The sequence below is a fragment of the Pseudoalteromonas sp. 2CM39R genome (genome assembly GCF_023161845.1).
Map to the genome: position 1 here is coordinate 58,808 of NZ_JALNTM010000012.1, position 18,859 is coordinate 77,666.

The following is an 18,859-nucleotide window of genomic DNA, read 5'->3' on the forward strand; positions in this document are numbered from 1 at the left end:
AACGCAATAATTGTGCGACTAAGTCAAATAAGCACTTTTTATTTTTTTACAATTCCAGTAGATTGTCACGGCGTCGAAAAAATAGAGAAGCAAAATAATATGAGTGCAGTAAGAGGTGAGTTTAGCTCCCGCTTTGGTTTTATAATGGCTGCGGCAGGATCTGCTGTTGGGCTTGGTAATATTTGGGGTTTCCCGACACAAACAGCAAGTAATGGCGGGGCTGCCTTTTTAGTCGCGTACTTAGTACTGGCCTTCTTTTTAGCCTATCCTGCTTTAATGGCAGAGCTGATGATAGGTCGTCATGGACAAGCTAATGCGGTTTCTTCACTAACTAAATTAACCACTAAACCTTGGCAAAAGCAGTTTGCCTTTGCTGTTGGCTTTGGCGGGATTTTATGTGCTGGCTTTATACTAAGCTTTTATGCGATTGTTGCTGGTTGGATGTTAAGTGCGACTTTAGAGCCGGTTACTACTCTCATAGGCGCAGATGCGGCATCTTCGTGGTTAAGTGAACAGTCACTTACACGTAACATTCTTTTTACTGTGGTATTTATTATTTTAACCGTTGCTATCATTAGCCGCGGTGTTGAAAATGGTATTGAAAAATGGTCAAAACGTTTAATGCCTGCTTTGCTCGGTATTTTGTTTGCCTTAATTGCCTATGTAATGACTCAAGAAGGCGCTGTTGAGGGATTAAAAGCTTACCTAGTCCCTGACTTTTCTTCTATTTTTGATCCCACCTTATTAGTCAGTGCACTAGGACAGGCCTTCTTTTCATTGTCACTGGGCACCAGTGTAATGATTATCTATGGCTCATATATCAGTAAAAAAGAAAACCTCGTCTCTTTGGGGGCTTATGTTACGCTTATTGATGTATTCATCGCATTTGTAGCAGGCTTACTGATTATCCCCGCGATGTATGTTGCACAAGCCCAAGGTGTTGAAATATTCTCGTCAACAACAGGTAAACTACTTTCAGAAGACACCTTAGTATTTCAGGTTTTACCCGCCTTATTTGATGGCATGGGTGGTGTGGGTTTATTTGTTGGTTTTGCTTTTTTTGCATTAATGAGCATTGCCGCTCTAACCTCATCAATTTCAATGCTTGAAGCGCCGGTATCGTACACTGTAGAGCGCTTTGCAATGAAGCGTGTGCAAGCAACATGGTTAATAGGTGCTTTAATTGCCATAGTTAGTATTACCATAGTGTGCAACTTAGGCACGTTATTTGGTTTAGTGATCACCTTAACAACTAAAGTCGCGCAACCTTTATTAGGACTTATGTGTTGTATTTTTGTAGGGTGGATCTGGTACAGGTCGTCATTGCTCAAAGCAATCCAGCAAGGTAACCCTGAAGTACATAACACCTTATTTTGGAAAATATGGCCTTGGTACACTAAGTTTGTATGCCCTATCGCCATTAGCTTAGTATTTTTACATTCTTTACTTAGCTAATAAAACAAAAAAGGCCCACTAATGTGGGCCTTTATTTATTAAGAATTATCTACTGCTTTAAAATCATATCTTGATGGGGTATGCCATCTTCTAAGTACTCCTCCCCAACACACTCAAAACCAAATGAGCGATAAAAATTTAGTAAGTAGGTTTGTGCGCCTATATAAATATCACGAGTAGGCCAATGAGTTCTACAACAGGCAATAGCCTGGCTAACTAATTCTTTGCCTAAACCAGAGCTACGCTGTGATTGAGCAACTAAAACACGCCCTATCGCACTATAATGTGCATCTTTTTCATAACAACGAGCATAGGCATTTACTGTTTGCCTATTGAGTGAATACAAGTGGCGAGTAGCATCTGCAATATCCACATCATCAAGTTCGGGGTAAGGACACGCTTGTTCTACAACAAATACGTCAACACGTTCACGCATTATTGCAAACAGGGTTTGGGAGTCGAGCGCAGAGAATGGCTCACATTTAAACGCCATTTAAACACCTTTTATTATTACAGGGCCTTACTAAAAGGCCCCATAATCTTATTAAGCAAATAATCGCTCTAACTGATCACATAACTGAGATAAGTTAACATGATCATGCTCGATAGTTAAATCGACATAACCGTCACTTCTAAATGCTCTGTCTAACTCAATCAGTACATGCGTTTTATGCGCTTCAGGAATAAACGACAGTTCAATTTCCTTTATACCAAATAAGCTGCGACTATTTGGTTGATATTCAAGCTCTTGATAACACCCAGACACAGATTGAAAAGTAGAAGCACGTAAATGGCCTTGCTCTACATCTGCTTTAACTAAATTAAATCCTAGCTTCTCCATTGCTTGCATACAGGTTTTAACTGCTTCATTCGGATAGATGTGCAAATGGTCTTTATCTGTTGGATCAAGCGCAAGGTCAATATCAAGCCCTGTTTCTAACCACACATAAGACTGGTTATAACCGGCATTAATTTCAGTAATTGGTGTTTCTGAATGCAAACGGGCTTCAAACGGGATAGTTTTAACTTCACCAGGCTCAACAGTACCAATGTCAGTTATGCGCCATTGTTCAATAACATGATTAGTAAAGTAATCACCGTCTTCACTGGCTACTTTAACCCGAGTAACTAACATTAAATCTAAACCCGCAATTTCTTGACTTACATCACCTGCACTAATAACTATTTGTGCATTGAATAGTTGGCCAGGCTGAAGATGCTCGGTTTCTAAAATAGTATCCACCTTGGCGGCACCAATGCCTACCGATGCTAAAATCTTTTTAAACATATTTTCTCCTTAAGCTAAGCAATACACTTGTTTGCTTACACTTAAACTCCTTCGTTATGGCATCTTAACCACATTTAAAAGCGCTTGTCAGCGAAAAACTGCTATTTACATGCTGTTTACCATAAAACTAGCCATTTATGTGTGTTTTTTGTACTTTACAGCCGCCTTTATGCATACATAAAGGTGTTTTAGCAATCAGGTGATAAATACTCACTATCAGCCAATTAGCAGTAGGAAATAAGTAGATAAATTGTCAATAAGCATTGTTTTTCGCTACACTACAATGCCAAGTGCAGTGATACTAATAACTATGGAACTAATTTATTTTGCTACCGCCTTCGTCTGCGGTTTTGGTATATATCAGCTAAAATTACCGCCGCTTATCGGCTTTCTTATGGGCGGATTTATTCTTAATTTAGCGGGTTACAAAAGCACGGAGCTACTCGAAACGATTGCCTCTTTAGGGGTCACACTGCTACTTTTTAGTATTGGCCTCAAACTAAAAATTGCTAACCTTATAAAACCACAAGTGTGGGCTCCTGCCACCATACATATTATTTTAAGTAGCGCATTGTTTAGTGGCTTCATGTTGCTGCTTGGTGTATTCGCACTGCCATTATTTGTCGATTTAAGCTGGCAAAGTGCATTGTTAGTCGGCTTTGCTTTAAGTTTTTCGAGTACGGTATTTGCTGTAAAAGTACTTGAAGAACGCGGTGAAATGGCAAGTTTGCACGGTAAAATCGCCATTGGTATTTTGGTTATGCAAGATATATTTGCAGTCATATTCTTAGCGGTCAGTACAGGTAAAGTACCGAACATTTGGGCTTTAGGGTTAATTGTTGCACTACCTTTGTTTCGCCCAATTATGTACTGGGTTTTAAACCGCTCTAAACACGGTGAGTTACTGCCGCTATTTGGTTTTTTCTTTGCATTGGTAGCTGGGTACAATGCCTTTGAATTCGCAGGATTAAAAGGCGATTTAGGCGCATTGATCATTGGCATGATGTTCGCCCCTCACAAAAAAGCAGGTGAGCTGTCTAAATCACTGCTTAGCCTAAAAGACATACTACTGGTTGGCTTTTTCTTAAGTATTGGTTTAAGTGCAGAGCTTACTGCCCACTCTTTAGTCGTTGCTTTAATTTTAGTATTAATTATCCCTATTAAAACGCTGCTTTACTACATACTAACTAATTTATTTAAACTGCGAGCTCGTACCTCTTTGCTCACCGCATTTAGTTTGGCTAACTTTAGTGAGTTTGGCTTAATTGTTTGTGCCGTTGCTGCATCTAGCGGTATGGTTACCTCTGAATGGCTCGCGGTTATCGCGATTGCCGTATCAATTACATTTGTGATTGCCTCCCCTTTAAATAAACGCTCTAACGAGCTGTACGTTAAAATTGAACGCCTCTTATTGAAGTTTGAAAGCAAGACCCGCTTAGCAGAAGAGCTTCCTGTAAACTTAAATGATACGAAAATAGTGATCTTTGGTATGGGTAGAATTGGCACTGGTGCCTATGAAACAATAAACGCAACTCACCCTGATGTAGTTGCAGGTATTGATATTAAACCTGAGGTGGTCGATAAACATATTAAACGTGGACGCAGAGTATTAATTGCCGATGCCACCGACCCTGATTTTTGGCAGCGCGTTAATCACTCTCATGTGGAAATGGTCATGTTAACTATGCCTAAGCATATGCAAAATATTTTTGCTTTAGAGCAATTACAAGCATCAGGTTATAAAGGGCAAGTAACTGCGATTGCTAACTACCCCGATCAGCAAAAAGAATTAGAAGATATGGGAATAGATTCTACTTATAACTTTTATTTAGAGGCTGGTAGCGGTTTTGCGGAGCATGTAAAGCAAACCTTGTTTCCGTAATCGGGCTTAGATGCAAATAGATTGCATTTACATTCCTTTACATCTGAGTATTTTATTGGTGAAAAAATCAGGTAAAATGTCTGTGTTGGTTGAATAAAGCTAATACCTAAGTTTGTGTTTTATAAAAGACAAATAACGGACCCCTTGCTTTTAAGTGACCAATAAGATTCTCAAATTAGAGGGCCTACTCCCTCTATCAATAGGCTGTTACTTGCCCGTTACAGCCTATTTTATTTCCTTAAAATCCCTTACACTTATCCCATTATTTATAAAAGATGTCAGTAATGGATCCTCAACAACTAAAAATCGCGATTAACACCATTATGCCATTTGGCAAGTATGCGGGACGCCCTTTACTTTTGCTGCCTGAGCCATATTTAGTGTGGTTTAAACAACAAGGCTTTCCTAATAGCAAGCTTGGCTCTCAGCTCGCAATGATGTACGAAGTGAAGCTTAATGGCTTAGAGCAAATGCTGATGCCATTACTAGAAAAAAATAGTAAATAAAATAGAACTTTTCTATAAATGGTCTGTCTATCTATTTGCTACTTGTTGATTTTTTGGTTTTAAACCGCAAAAAAGCGCCTTTATGGCGCTTTTTTATTGTTTGGGATTCAGTTGTCGAGGGTAATAATAAACTTAACCCCACCCAATGGTGAGTCTTCAATCTTACACTGCCCTTTATGCCAGCTAATAATTTTATTTACAATTGCTAGCCCTAATCCAAACCCACCAGTTTTTTTATCACGGCTTTTATCTAAACGGGTAAAAGGTTTAAACACTTTCTCACGTTCAGCATCCGCAATACCTGGGCCATCATCTTCAATCACCAGAAATAACTTTTCGGCGTTGGCAGTTAAACTAATATGTACATTTTGCGTAGCATGTTTCAGTGCATTACTAATTAAATTTTGTAGCACTCGCGACATGAAATGACTATCGCATACGTTTATAAATTGACTCGGTAACGTTGTGGTTAATTTAATAGGGGTATCAAAAGTTACTTTTTCGATATTAGCTTTAATTAATGCGACGATATCACAGGGAACCAATTGCAAGCTTGGTTGCTGTGTATCTAAACGAGCGTATTCCAACATTTCTGATACCAAGGATTCAAGCTCATGAATATCCATTTGCATATCAGATAAATAGTGCTGTGCTTTGCCATCTTGAACTTTATTCTCTAACATTGCGATTGCAAACTTCAAACGGGCTAATGGTGTTCTGAACTCATGTGACACTGATGAGGTTAGTTCTTGTTGAGCACTCAGTAAAAACTCTATCCGTTGCTGCATTACTTTTAATGTATCAGTGATGGGTAAAAAGAATGATTTAGAGCTGTCGCTTAATTGAAAATCTTGCGCCCCACCGACCGCTTCACAGGCTTGACTGAGCTTGGCAAAATCTCGCCATAACAATAAGCTCCATAACCCTATCGGTAAGCTAATAATAAATAAAACTAATAAATAAGGTATCACGGTCCCAGTGTTTTTAGCTTTAACACCCACAGGACCTACTTGTAATAACTGAGAGTTATTTAAAGTGACATACCAAACAATACGTTGCTGCTTATCGTACAAGTAAAGGTAATTATTTTGAGCTAATTGTGTTTGCTGCTCAGGAGGGAGAACCAAATCTTGTTGGGCGATAACTTGGCTATCAAAATTATGCTTTAGCTGCTCAAGACCATCTGGCGTTTGAGAAAGCAGCCATAACGACTGCCCAAATTCATTATCTAACAAAACATGTTGCTCAGATTCATCATACGGCCAAAGCTGCTCTATAACACCACTGGCAATAAACAAAGAAGCAATAATATACACGTAAAGGCTAATAAATAGCTTTCCCATTAACCTAGCCTAATACCTTGCATTAATTACATGTCCCACGCATCTGATACAAATAAATAGCCTTGTCCCCACACTGTCTTAATACGGTATGGTTTATCACTGTTATCACCAAGCTTCTTACGAATTCGAGACACACGTACATCAACGGTTCGATCTAGCCCATCGTACTCACGTCCAATCATATGTTGGTGCACATGTTCTCGGCTGAGCACTTCTCCTGCATTTGAAGCTAATAACCACAGCAATTCAAACTCATGTGAGGTTAATACGATTTCAACACCACTTAGCTTTACAATACGGCTAGTTTTATCTATTGATAAGTCACCAAACTTAAGCTCTTCTATGGCTTTTACGCTAGGCTGTCCACGGCGTAATAATGCACTAATTCGCGCCAATAGTACGCGCGGCTCTGCAGGTTTAATAACGTAATCGTCAGCACCGAGTTCTAAGCCGATAACTTGGTCAAAATCTTCGCCCTTTGCAGTAAGCATTAAAATAGGTAAGGTGTATTTGTCGCGCACTTGACGGCACACACTAAAGCCATCTTTTCCTGGCAGCATCACATCTAGAATGATTAAATCAACATGGTTTTCACTCAGATAAGGAAACACTTCGTCACCGCGTTCTAATACGTCAACTTCTAAGCCATTATGTTCAAGATAGTCTTTGGTTAATTGTTGCAACCCTAAGTCATCTTCAACAAGTAATATCTTTGGCATTTACTGCTCCTAAATTAAAAAAAGCTCCAAGGTGAGCGTAGCCGATGTTTTTTCTTAGCGTATGCAGTTTGCACTTCTACTTGCACACTCGCTAATGACACACCTGTAAGGGGATTAATCAGGGAGTATATGGTCTCCACCTGAACACGCGCTTTATAACTAAATTGCCCTTTTTTTACCCCTTGCCAACATTGCAATTGGGTATCTTGCTGGTATAAACACACATCACTTGGCTCAGACAGTTGCCACTTAAATTTTAACTCAAGATCACAAAATTCTTGTTGTTCGGAAACCACACAGACTTTGGGTGATACGTTAAGTGAAGAGGCTTTTGCAACACTTAGGTTGCTAAAAAATGAAGCTGCAAACACAACCAACATAAAACACTTCATATTAAAATGTATGTTCGAATCCTATAAAGGCGGTCATTGAATAGTCATGTTCAAAGAGCGGACTGCTATCCATTGCTGAATAGTCATAATATGCTAAATGAAAACGAAGTGCGTTGGCTTTACCTACCGGCCAACGGACGTCGATTTTAGCATAAGGTTGCCAGCTACTACCAACTTCTATTTCACCATATAAAGATTCTGTATTGTTTAAGCCATAAAAGTAGTTATTTAGTTGTGCTGATTTGTAGTTTACGCCTAAGGTCGATTTAAGTTCTAACACCTTAAGATCAAAATGGTATTGCCATTGTAGCGAGCCCCTAAAGCTATTATAAACACTGTTTACGTCATGCAATAATTGCGCAGAAAATACCTGTTGTTGTTTTACAAAAACATAACTGACGCCGGCATCCAGCACCACTCGTCTTTTTTGAATATTATTGATATTAATCTGGCGAGGAGATTCAATGTGTTGCGATTCTAATATTTCGTTATTAGCCGTTGCTGTGAGCGGGAATATATTTTGCGGATGCCAGTCAATAAAAAATCGTGATTCTGGGTTAATTTCTGACACAAAGCTAATGTTATGCGTATCACTTTGTATAAAAGAATAGCCTAAACGACCGTTATCAAAAAACCAATTTTGGCCATAATAAGCCACTTGTGGAACCACCACCAAAGGAATGTTGTCTGCACCATGTAAAGGGTTACTGATCACTCCCCCCCCTAAGCTGACACTCATTTTAAGCTCATCAGTAGAGATGTGTTGCTGCGTCTGAGCAATGGCATTAGCGCTAAACAACGCCAATAAAATGCATATTTTTATTCTCAGATGTAACACCATGGGGTTATTCACTAGTTTATAAAGTGGCTTTGACCCTATAGTAGCAAGTAGTATAAGTACAAGCTCTAGAGGGTTACAATCATTAACAAATTTGATACAAACGGAACACGTTTACAAATTAGCGGCTATTTCAACTCGATTTCGACCATGGGTTTTAGCTAAATAAAGTGCTCTATCAGCCTTTTCTACTAATAAACAGCTTTTACTAAAAGGCTCCATTAAAGCAATACCAAAACTTGCTGAGATATTACGTTTATAATCGCTATCTTCTTTTTTACGAATAGTTAATTTAGCAATACTCAAACGCAACTGATTGCAGAATGTCATCGCATCATTAATGCTATCAAAGTAACCTGTAATACAAAATTCTTCACCACCGAAACGATACGCATTATATTGTTCTTGCACACAATTTTGAACTTTCTGAGCGACAAGTTTGAGTACCTCGTCGCCTTTTTGGTGACCAAAATCGTCATTAAAACGCTTGAAGTGATCAATATCGAACATTATTAACACGGCTAACTTAGATTGCTCATCTTGTGAAGATGCATGAACACAAAACTCGACTATGTCAGTATCAAACTTACCGCGATTAAATAACCCCGTTAGTGAATCTTTATCAACCGCTTCTTGAGTCATAGTGAGGGCTTCTCTTAAATCTTTTATCTCATTATATGCTTGCGCTAATTTAGTTTGGAAACCGCGAGCATAATCTTGCATTGCGATTGATTCATCTGTTAGACGTTCAACACAAGATAGAATTTCATTAAATGAGTTAATGCTAGAGAGTGTTTTTAACTCATTTTGTGAGTCAACTAACGAAGTAGTAAAGCTTTTTGAATACTGAATAGAGTCACTCAAGTCAAACTGTACTTGCTCTACCGTACCATGAAATTTTTCAGACATTTGTTGAAAAAACGCTAATTCTTCGTCGTTTATGTATTTATCAAATATTTCCTGTGCATTTTGAGCTGAGCAAGTATTGTGCTGACCGATAACTTTATCAAGCTCTGTATTTAGTTGCGGGTTATCGCCCTGTACATAACAGTACCAAATCGCATAGTTTATTGGCGTTACTGGCATTCTGTACTTCACCATAAGTGGAATGGCTTTTTTTAAACACTGGGCAGAATGAGCAAGTGAGGCAGTATTATCCATAATTGAAACTCTCAGACATCACAACAAAGATGTTAACAAACACATAAATATTAGCGGTTTATATTAACACTTTTTTATCATCCAACAAGCCTATATTATGTTTTCTCCCATATTTTGTGCAATATTCCACAGTGCACTAATAGCAGGATCATTTAATTCTTTATGTAATACCGCTAGGCCAATTTTAAAACCTTGTGGGGGCTCATCTTTGCTATCCAAAATCTGAACTTTATCGTTTAAAGGGCTATTATCGAGAACAATTTTTGGGATCATGGCCACGCCTAAGCCCAAACTCACCATAGATACCATAGCCTCATGCCCAGCGACTTGTGCATAGATTTTTCCTTGAACGTTATTTTTTCGCCACCACTGCTCTAACCTTTGTCGTGAAAACCCTTGTTCAGCAACAATAAATTCAAGCTCAGACCAATCAATAGTCTCGCTGTTATTGATTAGTTTTTCTGTGATCGGACATTGAATAGTGGGCGCAATTAATACCAGTGGCGAGTAACCAATATCTACAAATGCAATTTGTGCAGGTAATTTACTGGGCCTAGCTGCAATAGCCATGGATTCGTGACCGTCTAATACACGATTTATTGCCAGAGCAGGGTCGCCCGTATTTAAGGTGATTTCAATATGCTGATGCTGGGCCCTGAGCTGCTCCAAAATATGATGCAAAAAACTATAAGATGCGGTAACGGAGCAATAAAGACTCACATTGCCATAAATATGTTGTTGCGGTTCGTTTAAATTGGCCTTAAAACGCTGCCAATTACTAAGCGTTGCACTAGCATACTCCTTAAATGCAACGCCTTCGCGAGTAAGCTTGACACTGCGATTATCTCGCTGGAACAACATCACCCCTACTTCATCTTCTAACTGCTTAATATTGCGACTTAAAGTAGGCGCACTTATGTGGCATAACTCACTGGCACGAGAGAAATGAAGCGTTTTTGCCAACGCCAAAAAGTAATTTAAATGCTTATGATCCATAACAACACCGGTATTTCATATTATGAAACACTTTAATTCAAATATATCATTTTACGCAAGAAGAGAATTTTCATATGGTTATCCCAAGCAAAGCAAAAGCATTGCATCTAACAAACTGAATTAATGGGAAACTTATCATGGCAAATTATTTTAATAGCTTACCTTTACGCGAACAATTAGCGCAATTGGCACAATGTGAATTTATGGGCGCAGACGAATTTAACGACGGTGTTGCTGCACTTAAAGGTAAAAAATTGGTAATTGTAGGCTGTGGCGCACAGGGCTTAAATCAAGGTTTAAATTTACGAGATTCTGGTTTAGATGTAGCCTATACACTACGTGATTCAGCAATTGCTGAGCGTCGTCAGTCATTCTTAAATGCATCGGAAAATGGTTTTAAAGTGGGTACATATGAAGAATTAATCCCAACAGCCGATGTAGTACTTAACTTAACGCCTGATAAACAACACACTGCGGTTGTTAATGCCATCATGCCATTAATGAAACATGGCTCAACCCTTGCCTATTCACATGGCTTTAATATTGTTGAAGAGGGCATGCAAGTTCGTGAAGACATTACCGTTATTATGGTTGCACCAAAATGCCCTGGTTCAGAAGTACGTGAAGAGTATAAGCGCGGCTTTGGTGTACCAACACTCATTGCGGTTCACCCCGAGAATGATCCTCAGGGTCATGGTTTGGCACAAGCAAAAGCCTATGCCGCAGGTACGGGTGGTCATCGAGCGGGAGTACTTAAATCATCGTTTATCGCCGAGGTTAAGTCTGACTTGATGGGTGAGCAAACCATTTTATGTGGCATGCTACAAACTGGCTCTATTTTATGTTTTGATAAAATGATTGATAAAGGCCTTGATGCCGGTTATGCCTCAAAGCTAATTCAATATGGCTGGGAAGTGATCACAGAAGCACTTAAGTATGGCGGTGTTACTAATATGCTTGACCGCCTATCAAACCCAGCCAAAGTAAAAGCGTTTGAATTAAGCGAGCAATTAAAAGTAATCATGCGCCCACTGTATAACAAACATCAAGATGACATTATCGATGGCACATTTTCACGAGTCATGATGGAAGATTGGGCAAATGATGACGCTAACCTACTAAAATGGCGTGCTGAAACCGCGGAAACTCATTTTGAGAAAACCCCAGCGGGTGATGTAGAAATTACTGAGCAAGAGTTTTTTGATAACGGCATTTTAATGGTAGCCATGGTTAAAGCAGGCGTAGAGCTGGCGTTTGAAACCATGACTGCAGCCGGTATTATTGCAGAATCTGCCTATTATGAGTCATTGCATGAAACGCCGTTAATTGCTAACACCATTGCACGTAAAAAGCTGTTTGAAATGAATCGTACTATTTCAGATACTGCAGAGTATGGTTGCTACTTATACAACCATGCATGTTTACCGCTACTACAAGAATTTATGCAAGATATTGATACTGATGTTATTGGCAAAGGCTTAAATGAGCAGAGTAATCAAGTAGATAATCAAACCTTGATTCAAATAAATACCGCACTGCGTGAACATCCTGTTGAGAAAGTTGGTGCTAAATTACGTGGCTATATGTCAGCAATGAAAAAAATAGTTTAACCCTATAACCCTAGAACTTTCACTTGTTAGAAACCAAGCCCACTTGCATTTTGCTGTGGGCTTTTTTAATGTAAATTAATCATCAATAGCCGAAAATAAATAATGTGCTAGAATAATCGCCTCATTGCCTCAGTTGTAAATATATAAGCACTACCATGACGATACAAAATCTCTCTATTACTCAAAAAATTACAGCACTTGGAAGCATTATTGCTATTTGTGTTGCTGTATTAATTGGTTTGACGTCTTTACATAACTCAAAGAATATTATTGAGCAACGCATGATCGAATCAGAACTGCCAAGCAAGCTGCAAACAATCAGTAATCATATTGGTGGGGAGATCAATGAACTTTTAGGCGCAGCACAGCAGCTTTCTGCCAATACCTTTATTTTAGATTGGGCAAACTCTGGCAACACCAACGATGCGTTATTACTCAAAGAACTTAATCGTTTAGTTGAGCAATATGATCTTGCAACTGCTTCGTGGGCAAATAAAAATACCGCGCAATATTGGAATCAAGATGGCTTTTTACGGGTGTTGAAAAATGATGCTGCAGATGGTTGGTTTTTTGCTTTTACCCAATCAAAACAACCTTATTCAATCAGTATTTATCAAGAGTCGGCAAACGATGTAAAAATGTTTGTTAATCACCAACAGCCTAATGGATTCGGCTTGGCGGGCTTAGCAAAAAGCATTACTGATATGCAAAAGCTACTACAGCAATTTAAAATTGAGCAGTCAGGATTTGTATTTATTGCCGATAAAAGTGGCTTAATTCAGCTACACAAAGATGCAGCTAAAGTCGCTAAGGTTAATATAGATAGTATTTACAGTGCTAATATTCATAACAAATTACTTGATGAAAATGGTTTTGCACTAGAAGAAGTAAATATTAACGGACAAGCCACGCTGATTGCTGCCACACCAATTAAAAACACCGACTTATTTGTGTTGGCTCAAGTACCAAAAAGCGAGGTATTCGCAAGTGTAAACACCCTCGAGTGGCAAATATTCACATTTACTATCATTACAGCACTTATCGCAAGCGTGATAAGTTACTTGTTAGCTCGCTCTTTAGCCTCACCGTTATCAAAAATGGCGGAGTTGTTTTCTCGTTTAGGCCGCGGTGATGCTAATTTAGCGTATCGTCTACCAGCATCACCTCAACCTGAACTCAATAATTTAACGTCAGGGTTCAACCAGTTTATTGAGAAAATAGAAACCGCCATTGTGCAAGTCGCTGATGAAAGCCATGGTATTCGTCAAAGTTCTGATCATGTCTTTGCGCAAGCAAAACAAAACTCCTTAGCGCTGGATAAACAAAAAGAGCAAACTATTTCAGTTGCTGCAGCGATCAATGAAATGGGCGCTACAGTGCAAGAAATAGCACAAAGTGCAGCAAATGCAGCTAAGTTAACTAACGATAGTCGCGATAATACCAAACAAAGCCATCAACAAGTATTACAAAGCCAGACGACAATCTCAGCCCTTGCCAGCGACATCGATGGTATTACCGAGCAAGTTGCACTGCTTTCTAAAAAAACCATAGACATTGCCAGTATTGTAGATTCAATTAGAGGGATTTCAGAGCAAACCAACTTACTGGCTCTCAATGCAGCCATTGAATCTGCACGTGCAGGTGAACATGGTCGAGGTTTTGCCGTCGTTGCTGACGAAGTAAGAGCACTGGCAAATCGTACGTCGCAATCAACCACTGAAATTCAATCAATGATTGAAGAGCTCACTCAAATTTCAGATGATGTTGTAAATGATATTAGCCAATCAAAAAATAAAGCCCAACAAAGCGTTAGCGCAATGCAAAACTCGGTTGAGTTACTTAATACTATTACTGAAACAGCGAATGAAATTAACGATATGGCAACTCTAATTGCCACAGCCACCGAACAACAAAGCAGTGTAGTGAACGATGTGGGTGGAAGTATTGAGCAAATTAGTGAGATCAGTGATAAATCAATGAGTGAACAAATAAATACCGAACAAGCAATTCGTGACTTAGCCACCAGCGCACAAACACTTGATGCGCTAGTTGCCACGTTTAATCAGCAGCGTTAAATAGTTTGTTACGTTTTAAATAACCTCTGTACAAAATAACCACTATACTTAAGTGTGTTTTTTGTACAGAGGTGTGTATGAGTGCTGTTCAAGGTAAACATTATTTACTGGCTGTCTGCTTGCTGAGTTTAAGTGCGTGTAGCGCTACAAATAACGCCAATTTAAGCGTGCCAATCCCTATTATTACTCCCCCAATGCAACTTCAACAGCAGCCTATCGAGTCTGAGCAGCAAATATTTCAACTCGACCAGAGTCTCAAACAGCAATTAAGTGCTTATGTACAAAAAAATAAATCGGCTGATAAAATTGCCTATAGTCTACTTAGTTTTTTACTCACAAATGGTGATAACTCACTATCTTACCAATCTACTAGCACACAAACGGCGTCTCAAAGCTATCAAAATTTAAATGCTAATTGTCTTTCCCTCTCTATTTTAGCGTATAGCTTAGCCGAACATTTAGGCCTTAAAGCCCGCTTTCAAAAAGTACATGTTCCTGAGTACTGGGCGTTAAATCAAGGATTTAATTTACTCACTGGGCACATCAACCTTGCCATAGACAATAAAACTAAGCTCAAAGACAGCTCACTTGTTTATCAGCGTAATAAGCGCTTAATTATTGATTTTGACCCCAATAGCCGACAAGCCCGTTTTGCAACCTCATCGCTGTCAAAAAAACGAGTGACCGCCATGTTTTATAATAATAAAGGCGGTGAGGCACTGGTAAATAAACACTATGATTTAGCGTATAGCTATTTCAAAGCCGCAATTAATACCGATGCTTCATTTAGTGCTAGCTGGGGCAATTTAGGGGTACTCTTTAAACAATTAGATGATTTAAAGCAAGCGGAGCAAATGTACAGCTATGCTATTGCCTTAAACGCCAATGATAATACTGCGCAAGGTAATTTAGCATTATTATATAAACTTACAGATAGAGTAGCCGAAGGCGAAAAGCTATTGGCAAAGCTTGACAAAAAGCGCCAAGAAAACCCTTACTATCATATATCGCTTGGTAACAGTGACTATGTAAATGGTGATTACGCAAATGCAATTAGCCATTATAAAAAAGCAAACGCTATGTCACCGACACTTCATGAAAGCCACTTTGGGCTAGCGCGCAGTTATTTTGAATTAAATAATATAACTAGAGCGGAGTTTCATTTGCGTAAAGCTAGAAAAAAAGCAGACTTTGATCATGAAAAACAGCGCTATGACAATAAGCTTATCGCATTAAAGTCACTCACCGCTAAGGCGAATCATCATTAAATTATTTAGCTTAACCTGTATCATAGTTTTTATAAGTTGGAGCGGCCTTTGTAAACAGATTGAGCCGCAATTATTAGCTGATTTAACTATATTAACCAGCTCGGAGTTAGCTGGTAGAAAAACGAATAGCCATGCAGCCTTGCTCACAAGGGAGTATTTAAAAACACGCTTCAAAGAGCATCAACTTACAGTAAGTGAACAACCTTTTACTTATTCCTCAGGGCTGTTCTCTAGCGCACAAGGCGTTAATATTATTGCCACTAATACTGTAAAAGATTTACCTGTAATTGTTATTACTGCGCATTATGATCATCTAGGTCTAAAAGCAGGAAAATTACACCCAGGTGCTAACGATAATGCCTCGGGTGTTGCTGCATTACTTTATTTATCGAATGTGCTAACGGATTCTTCTTCATATCGTTTTATGTTTGTTGCAACAGACGCTGAAGAAAATGGTTTACACGGCAGTGAGCACTTTGCCAAAACAATGCGCCAGCTCCCAATTGTTTTAAATATTAACTTAGATATGTTGGCTATTAAAAAGTCACATAAGCGGTTATACGCGCTAACAAGTCGATCTTTAAAAGCCCAGCTTAATCCGTTATTTACTCAGATTAACGGGGACAAGATCAAATTAAAGCCTATTTATTCATCACGAAAAATGAGCCGACTCACCAACACGAAACAAATAGATTGGCGCAGAGCCAGCGACCATTACTCATTCGCTAAACAAAAAATTCCGTATGTCTACTTTTCTATGGGGGCAGATAACTACCACCATAGTGCCAAAGATACGCTCGAAAATATTAACGCTCCCCTCTATCAAGAAGCCGTATTGCTAATTGAGGAATTTATTAATCAGCTTTTGACAAACTCCGCGGTATTAACTCCCTCTTTAAAAGCAGCAACATAAGCCTCTTTTTTTGCTCGTGGAAGTTTTTTAATCGCATATTCTAATTTGCTTGCTTCGCTTTTAGTACCTACTTGTTGTTGATGAATCAGCATAAGCGGCCCTTTACCTTTGAGGTTTTTTGCTCCTTTACCTGCTTGATGAGTAGCGATACGTCGAGCAACATCAACAGTAATACCGGTATACCAATGACCAAACCGTGTTTGCACAATATAAAGTGACCAAGTTGGCGGTTTATTTTTAATTTTGCACAACTCATTGTTTAAACTTTTTTGATTATTAATGGTCAAAACCTCGCCTTAACGCGCTAAACAAAAACAATTACTCAAAAGGGTTTTACCTTGAGTGACTAATCGGTATCATGCAGATTATAAAAAATAAGGATCACAACTAACAATGCAGTCGTTAAAAACTTTTTCTCTTTGGCTTATCGTCGCTTTAACGCTTAGTTCAGCCGCAGGTTGTTCTAGCTGGGTATACAGAATCAACATCCCTCAAGGTAACTTTTTAGAACAATCAGACGTTGATAAGCTTCGCGTTAATATGACTCGCGAACAAGTAATTTACGTATTAGGTAGACCCATTGCCGAGGACGCCTTCGATAAAAATACTTGGCGTTATGTATACAGCTTCAATAAAGGACGTGCTAATGAACAGTTTAAATCATTAGTACTAAACTTTGAAAATGAAAAGCTAGTTACTGTATCGGGCGACTATGAGCAGCCAGAAAACTTTACAACGCCTTTAGAGCAATAAGAAGCTCTTAAGGTTTAATTAAAAAAGGTGAGCATAATAGCTCACCTTTTTTGTATCTAACGTTCTAACGGCCGGCCACCAGTGACTTTATTAGCGCGGCCCTCTTCTTTGGCTTTTTCAGCACGTTTTCTGCGAGCATCTTTAGGGTCGGCAATTAATGGGCGGTAAATTTCAATTCTGTCGCCATCTTTAAGCTCATGATTTAGCTTCACCGTTCTGTTCCATACGCCTAAAGTTAAATCGGTTGCATCAATCTCAGGGCATTTTTTAATAATCCCTGATTGTATTACCGCTTGCTCAGCCGTTGTGCCTTGCAGCACTTCTATATTTAATGTGGTTGCCTTAGTGGGTAACGCGAACACAACTTCAATATTGATCATGCACGTTCTCCATACACTGTTTTTGCACGTTGAGTAAACGCACTCACCATGTTTTTTGCCACATCATTAAAAATTTTACCAAACGCTAGCTCTATTAGCTTACTTGAAAATTCAAACTCTAGCTGTAAATTAACCTTACACGCATGTGTATCTAATTGCTGAAAGTGCCAGCGACCCTGTAGGGTTTTAAAAGGACCATCGACCAAGCGAAGCATCACTGTTTGCTCATCAATTAGCGTATTTTCAGTGGTAAACCATTTTTTTATGCCGGCTTTAGATATTTCTAAACTAGCGGTCATGTTATTATCATGCTGCTTAATAATTTTTGAGTCTGAACAATTAGGTAAAAACTGTGAATAGGCTTCTACATCATTGACTAGATCAAACATCTCTTTAGTGCTGTACATAACCAGCGCGCTTTTTTCTATTTGTGGCATACTCACTCCCAACTGTGTGCAGGAATTTTAGCAAGCTTTGTGCGTTTCCCCAAACTTTCATCGCGCTTAAATTAATCCTTCGCTTTTGCATGTATAATTTAAAAAAATCGATGTAAAACATCTTGTATAACGTATATTATAGGGCACTATGGCTAAGAAAAATTCATCAAAATCGACAAGTAATACCATCGCGCTAAATAAAAAAGCGCGACACGAGTATTTTTTACACGACAAGTTTGAAGCAGGTGTTGAACTCCAAGGCTGGGAAGTAAAAAGTATCCGAGCAGGTAAAGTAAATATCTCTGAAACTTATATTCATCTTAAAAACGGTGAAGCATTTTTATTAGGCAGTACCATTCAGCCTTTAAATAGCGCATCGACCCATGTTATTTGTGACCCGCTACGTTACCGTAAATTACTACTAAGCAGGCGTGAGCTTGACCGCTTAGTTGGTGCAACTGAACGTGATGGTTATTCATTAGTTGCCACCGCTATGTATTGGAAAAAATGCTGGGTGAAGCTTGAATTCCATTTAGCTAAAGGTAAGAAAATGCATGACAAACGTGAAGACGGCAAAAATAAAGATTGGTCCCGTGAAAAAGAACGTTTAATGAAACATAAAGTTTAAATAAAAACGTCTAACATCATGTTAGGCGTTTTTTTTTAATTAAATTTTTAGCAAAATACAAATTATTACAAATTAAAGTCGCTCGGTGATTTATTTTTAAATAATGAGAAGACCCCCATCCCGCACCAGATAGCGAGTATCCCATCGTTTTTCATAATTGAGAAAATCAGTACATATTCGTGCCGATAACAAAATCATCTTTGCGGCTAATTGAT

General features: G+C 38.8%; 20 protein-coding genes. 9 read left to right on the forward strand and 11 right to left on the reverse strand.

Annotation, left to right across the window (positions count from 1 at the left end; all coding sequences use genetic code 11):
- Positions 1-99: 99 nt before the first annotated feature.
- On the forward strand, positions 100-1,455 hold the full coding sequence (locus MTF66_RS23955) for a sodium-dependent transporter (RefSeq protein WP_010387992.1): 1,356 nt from the start codon (positions 100-102) through the stop codon (positions 1,453-1,455).
- A gap of 49 nt (positions 1,456-1,504) precedes the next feature.
- Here the strand turns inward: MTF66_RS23955 and MTF66_RS23960 are convergent, their stop codons facing one another.
- Positions 1,505-1,948, reverse strand: a complete 444-nt coding sequence (locus MTF66_RS23960) for a GNAT family N-acetyltransferase (protein WP_010387991.1) — start codon at positions 1,946-1,948, stop codon at positions 1,505-1,507.
- A gap of 51 nt (positions 1,949-1,999) precedes the next feature.
- On the reverse strand, positions 2,000-2,743 hold the full coding sequence (locus tag MTF66_RS23965) for a sporulation protein (RefSeq protein WP_138622126.1): 744 nt from the start codon (positions 2,741-2,743) through the stop codon (positions 2,000-2,002).
- 310 nt (positions 2,744-3,053) lie between these two features.
- On the opposite strand from MTF66_RS23965, the gene MTF66_RS23970 reads away from it, so the two are divergent.
- Positions 3,054-4,625, forward strand: a complete 1,572-nt coding sequence (locus tag MTF66_RS23970) for a cation:proton antiporter family protein (RefSeq protein ID WP_138622128.1) — start codon at positions 3,054-3,056, stop codon at positions 4,623-4,625.
- Positions 4,626-4,909: 284 nt separating this feature from the next.
- On the forward strand, positions 4,910-5,131 hold the full coding sequence (locus MTF66_RS23975; protein ID WP_138622130.1) for a DUF3820 family protein: 222 nt from the start codon (positions 4,910-4,912) through the stop codon (positions 5,129-5,131).
- A 107-nt stretch (positions 5,132-5,238) separates the two neighbouring features.
- On the opposite strand, the gene MTF66_RS23980 is transcribed toward MTF66_RS23975, so the two are convergent.
- The 6 genes from MTF66_RS23980 to ilvY form a co-directional block, all read right to left on the reverse strand.
- Positions 5,239-6,474: an ATP-binding protein gene (locus tag MTF66_RS23980; RefSeq protein ID WP_138622132.1), complete on the reverse strand. Its 1,236-nt coding sequence runs from the start codon at positions 6,472-6,474 to the stop codon at positions 5,239-5,241.
- A gap of 26 nt (positions 6,475-6,500) precedes the next feature.
- Complete coding sequence (locus tag MTF66_RS23985; RefSeq protein ID WP_010387984.1) at positions 6,501-7,193, reverse strand: response regulator; 693 nt, start codon at positions 7,191-7,193, stop codon at positions 6,501-6,503.
- A gap of 14 nt (positions 7,194-7,207) precedes the next feature.
- Complete coding sequence (locus MTF66_RS23990) at positions 7,208-7,573, reverse strand: DUF3019 domain-containing protein (RefSeq protein ID WP_010387982.1); 366 nt, start codon at positions 7,571-7,573, stop codon at positions 7,208-7,210.
- 13 nt (positions 7,574-7,586) lie between these two features.
- The gene (locus tag MTF66_RS23995; RefSeq protein ID WP_171043258.1) at positions 7,587-8,426 is read right to left on the reverse strand and encodes a MipA/OmpV family protein; all 840 of its coding nucleotides are present in this window, start codon (positions 8,424-8,426) and stop codon (positions 7,587-7,589) included.
- Between the two features lie 111 nt (positions 8,427-8,537).
- Entirely contained in the window at positions 8,538-9,584 is a 1,047-nt protein-coding gene (locus tag MTF66_RS24000; protein WP_138622134.1) for a GGDEF domain-containing protein, read from the reverse strand.
- 90 nt (positions 9,585-9,674) lie between these two features.
- Positions 9,675-10,580 (reverse strand): HTH-type transcriptional activator IlvY, encoded by a 906-nt coding sequence (gene ilvY / locus MTF66_RS24005; protein WP_075169662.1) that lies wholly within the window; start codon positions 10,578-10,580, stop codon positions 9,675-9,677.
- Positions 10,581-10,717: 137 nt separating this feature from the next.
- Here ilvY and ilvC point away from each other — a divergent pair, with 137 nt between their 5' ends.
- From ilvC to MTF66_RS24025, 4 genes are all read left to right on the forward strand, one after another.
- Positions 10,718-12,190 carry a ketol-acid reductoisomerase gene (gene ilvC, locus MTF66_RS24010; RefSeq protein ID WP_010387978.1) on the forward strand — a complete coding sequence of 491 codons (1,473 nt, stop codon included), beginning with the start codon at positions 10,718-10,720 and terminating at the stop codon, positions 12,188-12,190.
- 155 nt (positions 12,191-12,345) lie between these two features.
- Complete coding sequence (locus MTF66_RS24015) at positions 12,346-14,265, forward strand: methyl-accepting chemotaxis protein (RefSeq protein ID WP_138622136.1); 1,920 nt, start codon at positions 12,346-12,348, stop codon at positions 14,263-14,265.
- A 77-nt stretch (positions 14,266-14,342) separates the two neighbouring features.
- Entirely contained in the window at positions 14,343-15,533 is a 1,191-nt protein-coding gene (locus MTF66_RS24020; protein WP_248528948.1) for a tetratricopeptide repeat protein, read from the forward strand.
- Positions 15,534-15,672: 139 nt separating this feature from the next.
- Positions 15,673-16,446, forward strand: a complete 774-nt coding sequence (locus MTF66_RS24025) for a M28 family peptidase (RefSeq protein WP_248528950.1) — start codon at positions 15,673-15,675, stop codon at positions 16,444-16,446.
- Here MTF66_RS24025 and MTF66_RS24030 read toward each other — a convergent pair.
- Positions 16,392-16,733: a GIY-YIG nuclease family protein gene (locus MTF66_RS24030; protein ID WP_138622142.1), complete on the reverse strand. Its 342-nt coding sequence runs from the start codon at positions 16,731-16,733 to the stop codon at positions 16,392-16,394. The two genes, MTF66_RS24025 and MTF66_RS24030, sit on opposite strands and share 55 nt — an antisense overlap.
- Positions 16,734-16,839: 106 nt before the next feature.
- On the opposite strand from MTF66_RS24030, the gene MTF66_RS24035 reads away from it, so the two are divergent.
- Entirely contained in the window at positions 16,840-17,199 is a 360-nt protein-coding gene (locus MTF66_RS24035; RefSeq protein ID WP_010387969.1) for an outer membrane protein assembly factor BamE, read from the forward strand.
- A 56-nt stretch (positions 17,200-17,255) separates the two neighbouring features.
- On the opposite strand, the gene MTF66_RS24040 is transcribed toward MTF66_RS24035, so the two are convergent.
- The gene (locus tag MTF66_RS24040; protein ID WP_010387968.1) at positions 17,256-17,579 is read right to left on the reverse strand and encodes an RnfH family protein; all 324 of its coding nucleotides are present in this window, start codon (positions 17,577-17,579) and stop codon (positions 17,256-17,258) included.
- On the reverse strand, positions 17,576-18,016 hold the full coding sequence (locus MTF66_RS24045; protein WP_054201695.1) for a type II toxin-antitoxin system RatA family toxin: 441 nt from the start codon (positions 18,014-18,016) through the stop codon (positions 17,576-17,578). Before MTF66_RS24045 ends, MTF66_RS24040 begins: the two co-directional genes overlap by 4 nt.
- A 148-nt stretch (positions 18,017-18,164) precedes the next feature.
- Between MTF66_RS24045 and smpB the strand changes: the two genes are divergently transcribed.
- On the forward strand, positions 18,165-18,644 hold the full coding sequence (gene smpB, locus MTF66_RS24050; RefSeq protein ID WP_008109102.1) for an SsrA-binding protein SmpB: 480 nt from the start codon (positions 18,165-18,167) through the stop codon (positions 18,642-18,644).
- Positions 18,645-18,859 lie beyond the last annotated feature (215 nt).

Bases quoted from the DNA above. Each gene is read 5' to 3' on its own strand.
- MTF66_RS23990 (WP_010387982.1), bottom strand. From the start codon at position 7,573: ATGTTGGTTGTGTTTGCAGCTTCATTTTTTAGCAACCTAAGTGTTGCA.
- MTF66_RS24000 (WP_138622134.1), bottom strand. From the start codon at position 9,584: ATGGATAATACTGCCTCACTTGCTCATTCTGCCCAGTGTTTAAAAAAA.
- MTF66_RS23960 (WP_010387991.1), bottom strand. From the start codon at position 1,948: ATGGCGTTTAAATGTGAGCCATTCTCTGCGCTCGACTCCCAAACCCTG.
- MTF66_RS24040 (WP_010387968.1), bottom strand. From the start codon at position 17,579: ATGATCAATATTGAAGTTGTGTTCGCGTTACCCACTAAGGCAACCACA.
- ilvC (WP_010387978.1), top strand. From the start codon at position 10,718: ATGGCAAATTATTTTAATAGCTTACCTTTACGCGAACAATTAGCGCAA.
- MTF66_RS23985 (WP_010387984.1), bottom strand. From the start codon at position 7,193: ATGCCAAAGATATTACTTGTTGAAGATGACTTAGGGTTGCAACAATTA.
- ilvY (WP_075169662.1), bottom strand. From the start codon at position 10,580: ATGGATCATAAGCATTTAAATTACTTTTTGGCGTTGGCAAAAACGCTT.
- MTF66_RS24015 (WP_138622136.1), top strand. From the start codon at position 12,346: ATGACGATACAAAATCTCTCTATTACTCAAAAAATTACAGCACTTGGA.
- MTF66_RS24020 (WP_248528948.1), top strand. From the start codon at position 14,343: ATGAGTGCTGTTCAAGGTAAACATTATTTACTGGCTGTCTGCTTGCTG.
- MTF66_RS23965 (WP_138622126.1), bottom strand. From the start codon at position 2,743: ATGTTTAAAAAGATTTTAGCATCGGTAGGCATTGGTGCCGCCAAGGTG.
- smpB (WP_008109102.1), top strand. From the start codon at position 18,165: ATGGCTAAGAAAAATTCATCAAAATCGACAAGTAATACCATCGCGCTA.
- MTF66_RS24045 (WP_054201695.1), bottom strand. From the start codon at position 18,016: ATGCCACAAATAGAAAAAAGCGCGCTGGTTATGTACAGCACTAAAGAG.
- MTF66_RS23980 (WP_138622132.1), bottom strand. From the start codon at position 6,474: ATGGGAAAGCTATTTATTAGCCTTTACGTGTATATTATTGCTTCTTTG.
- MTF66_RS23975 (WP_138622130.1), top strand. From the start codon at position 4,910: ATGGATCCTCAACAACTAAAAATCGCGATTAACACCATTATGCCATTT.
- MTF66_RS23955 (WP_010387992.1), top strand. From the start codon at position 100: ATGAGTGCAGTAAGAGGTGAGTTTAGCTCCCGCTTTGGTTTTATAATG.
- MTF66_RS24035 (WP_010387969.1), top strand. From the start codon at position 16,840: ATGCAGTCGTTAAAAACTTTTTCTCTTTGGCTTATCGTCGCTTTAACG.
- MTF66_RS23995 (WP_171043258.1), bottom strand. From the start codon at position 8,426: ATGGTGTTACATCTGAGAATAAAAATATGCATTTTATTGGCGTTGTTT.
- MTF66_RS23970 (WP_138622128.1), top strand. From the start codon at position 3,054: ATGGAACTAATTTATTTTGCTACCGCCTTCGTCTGCGGTTTTGGTATA.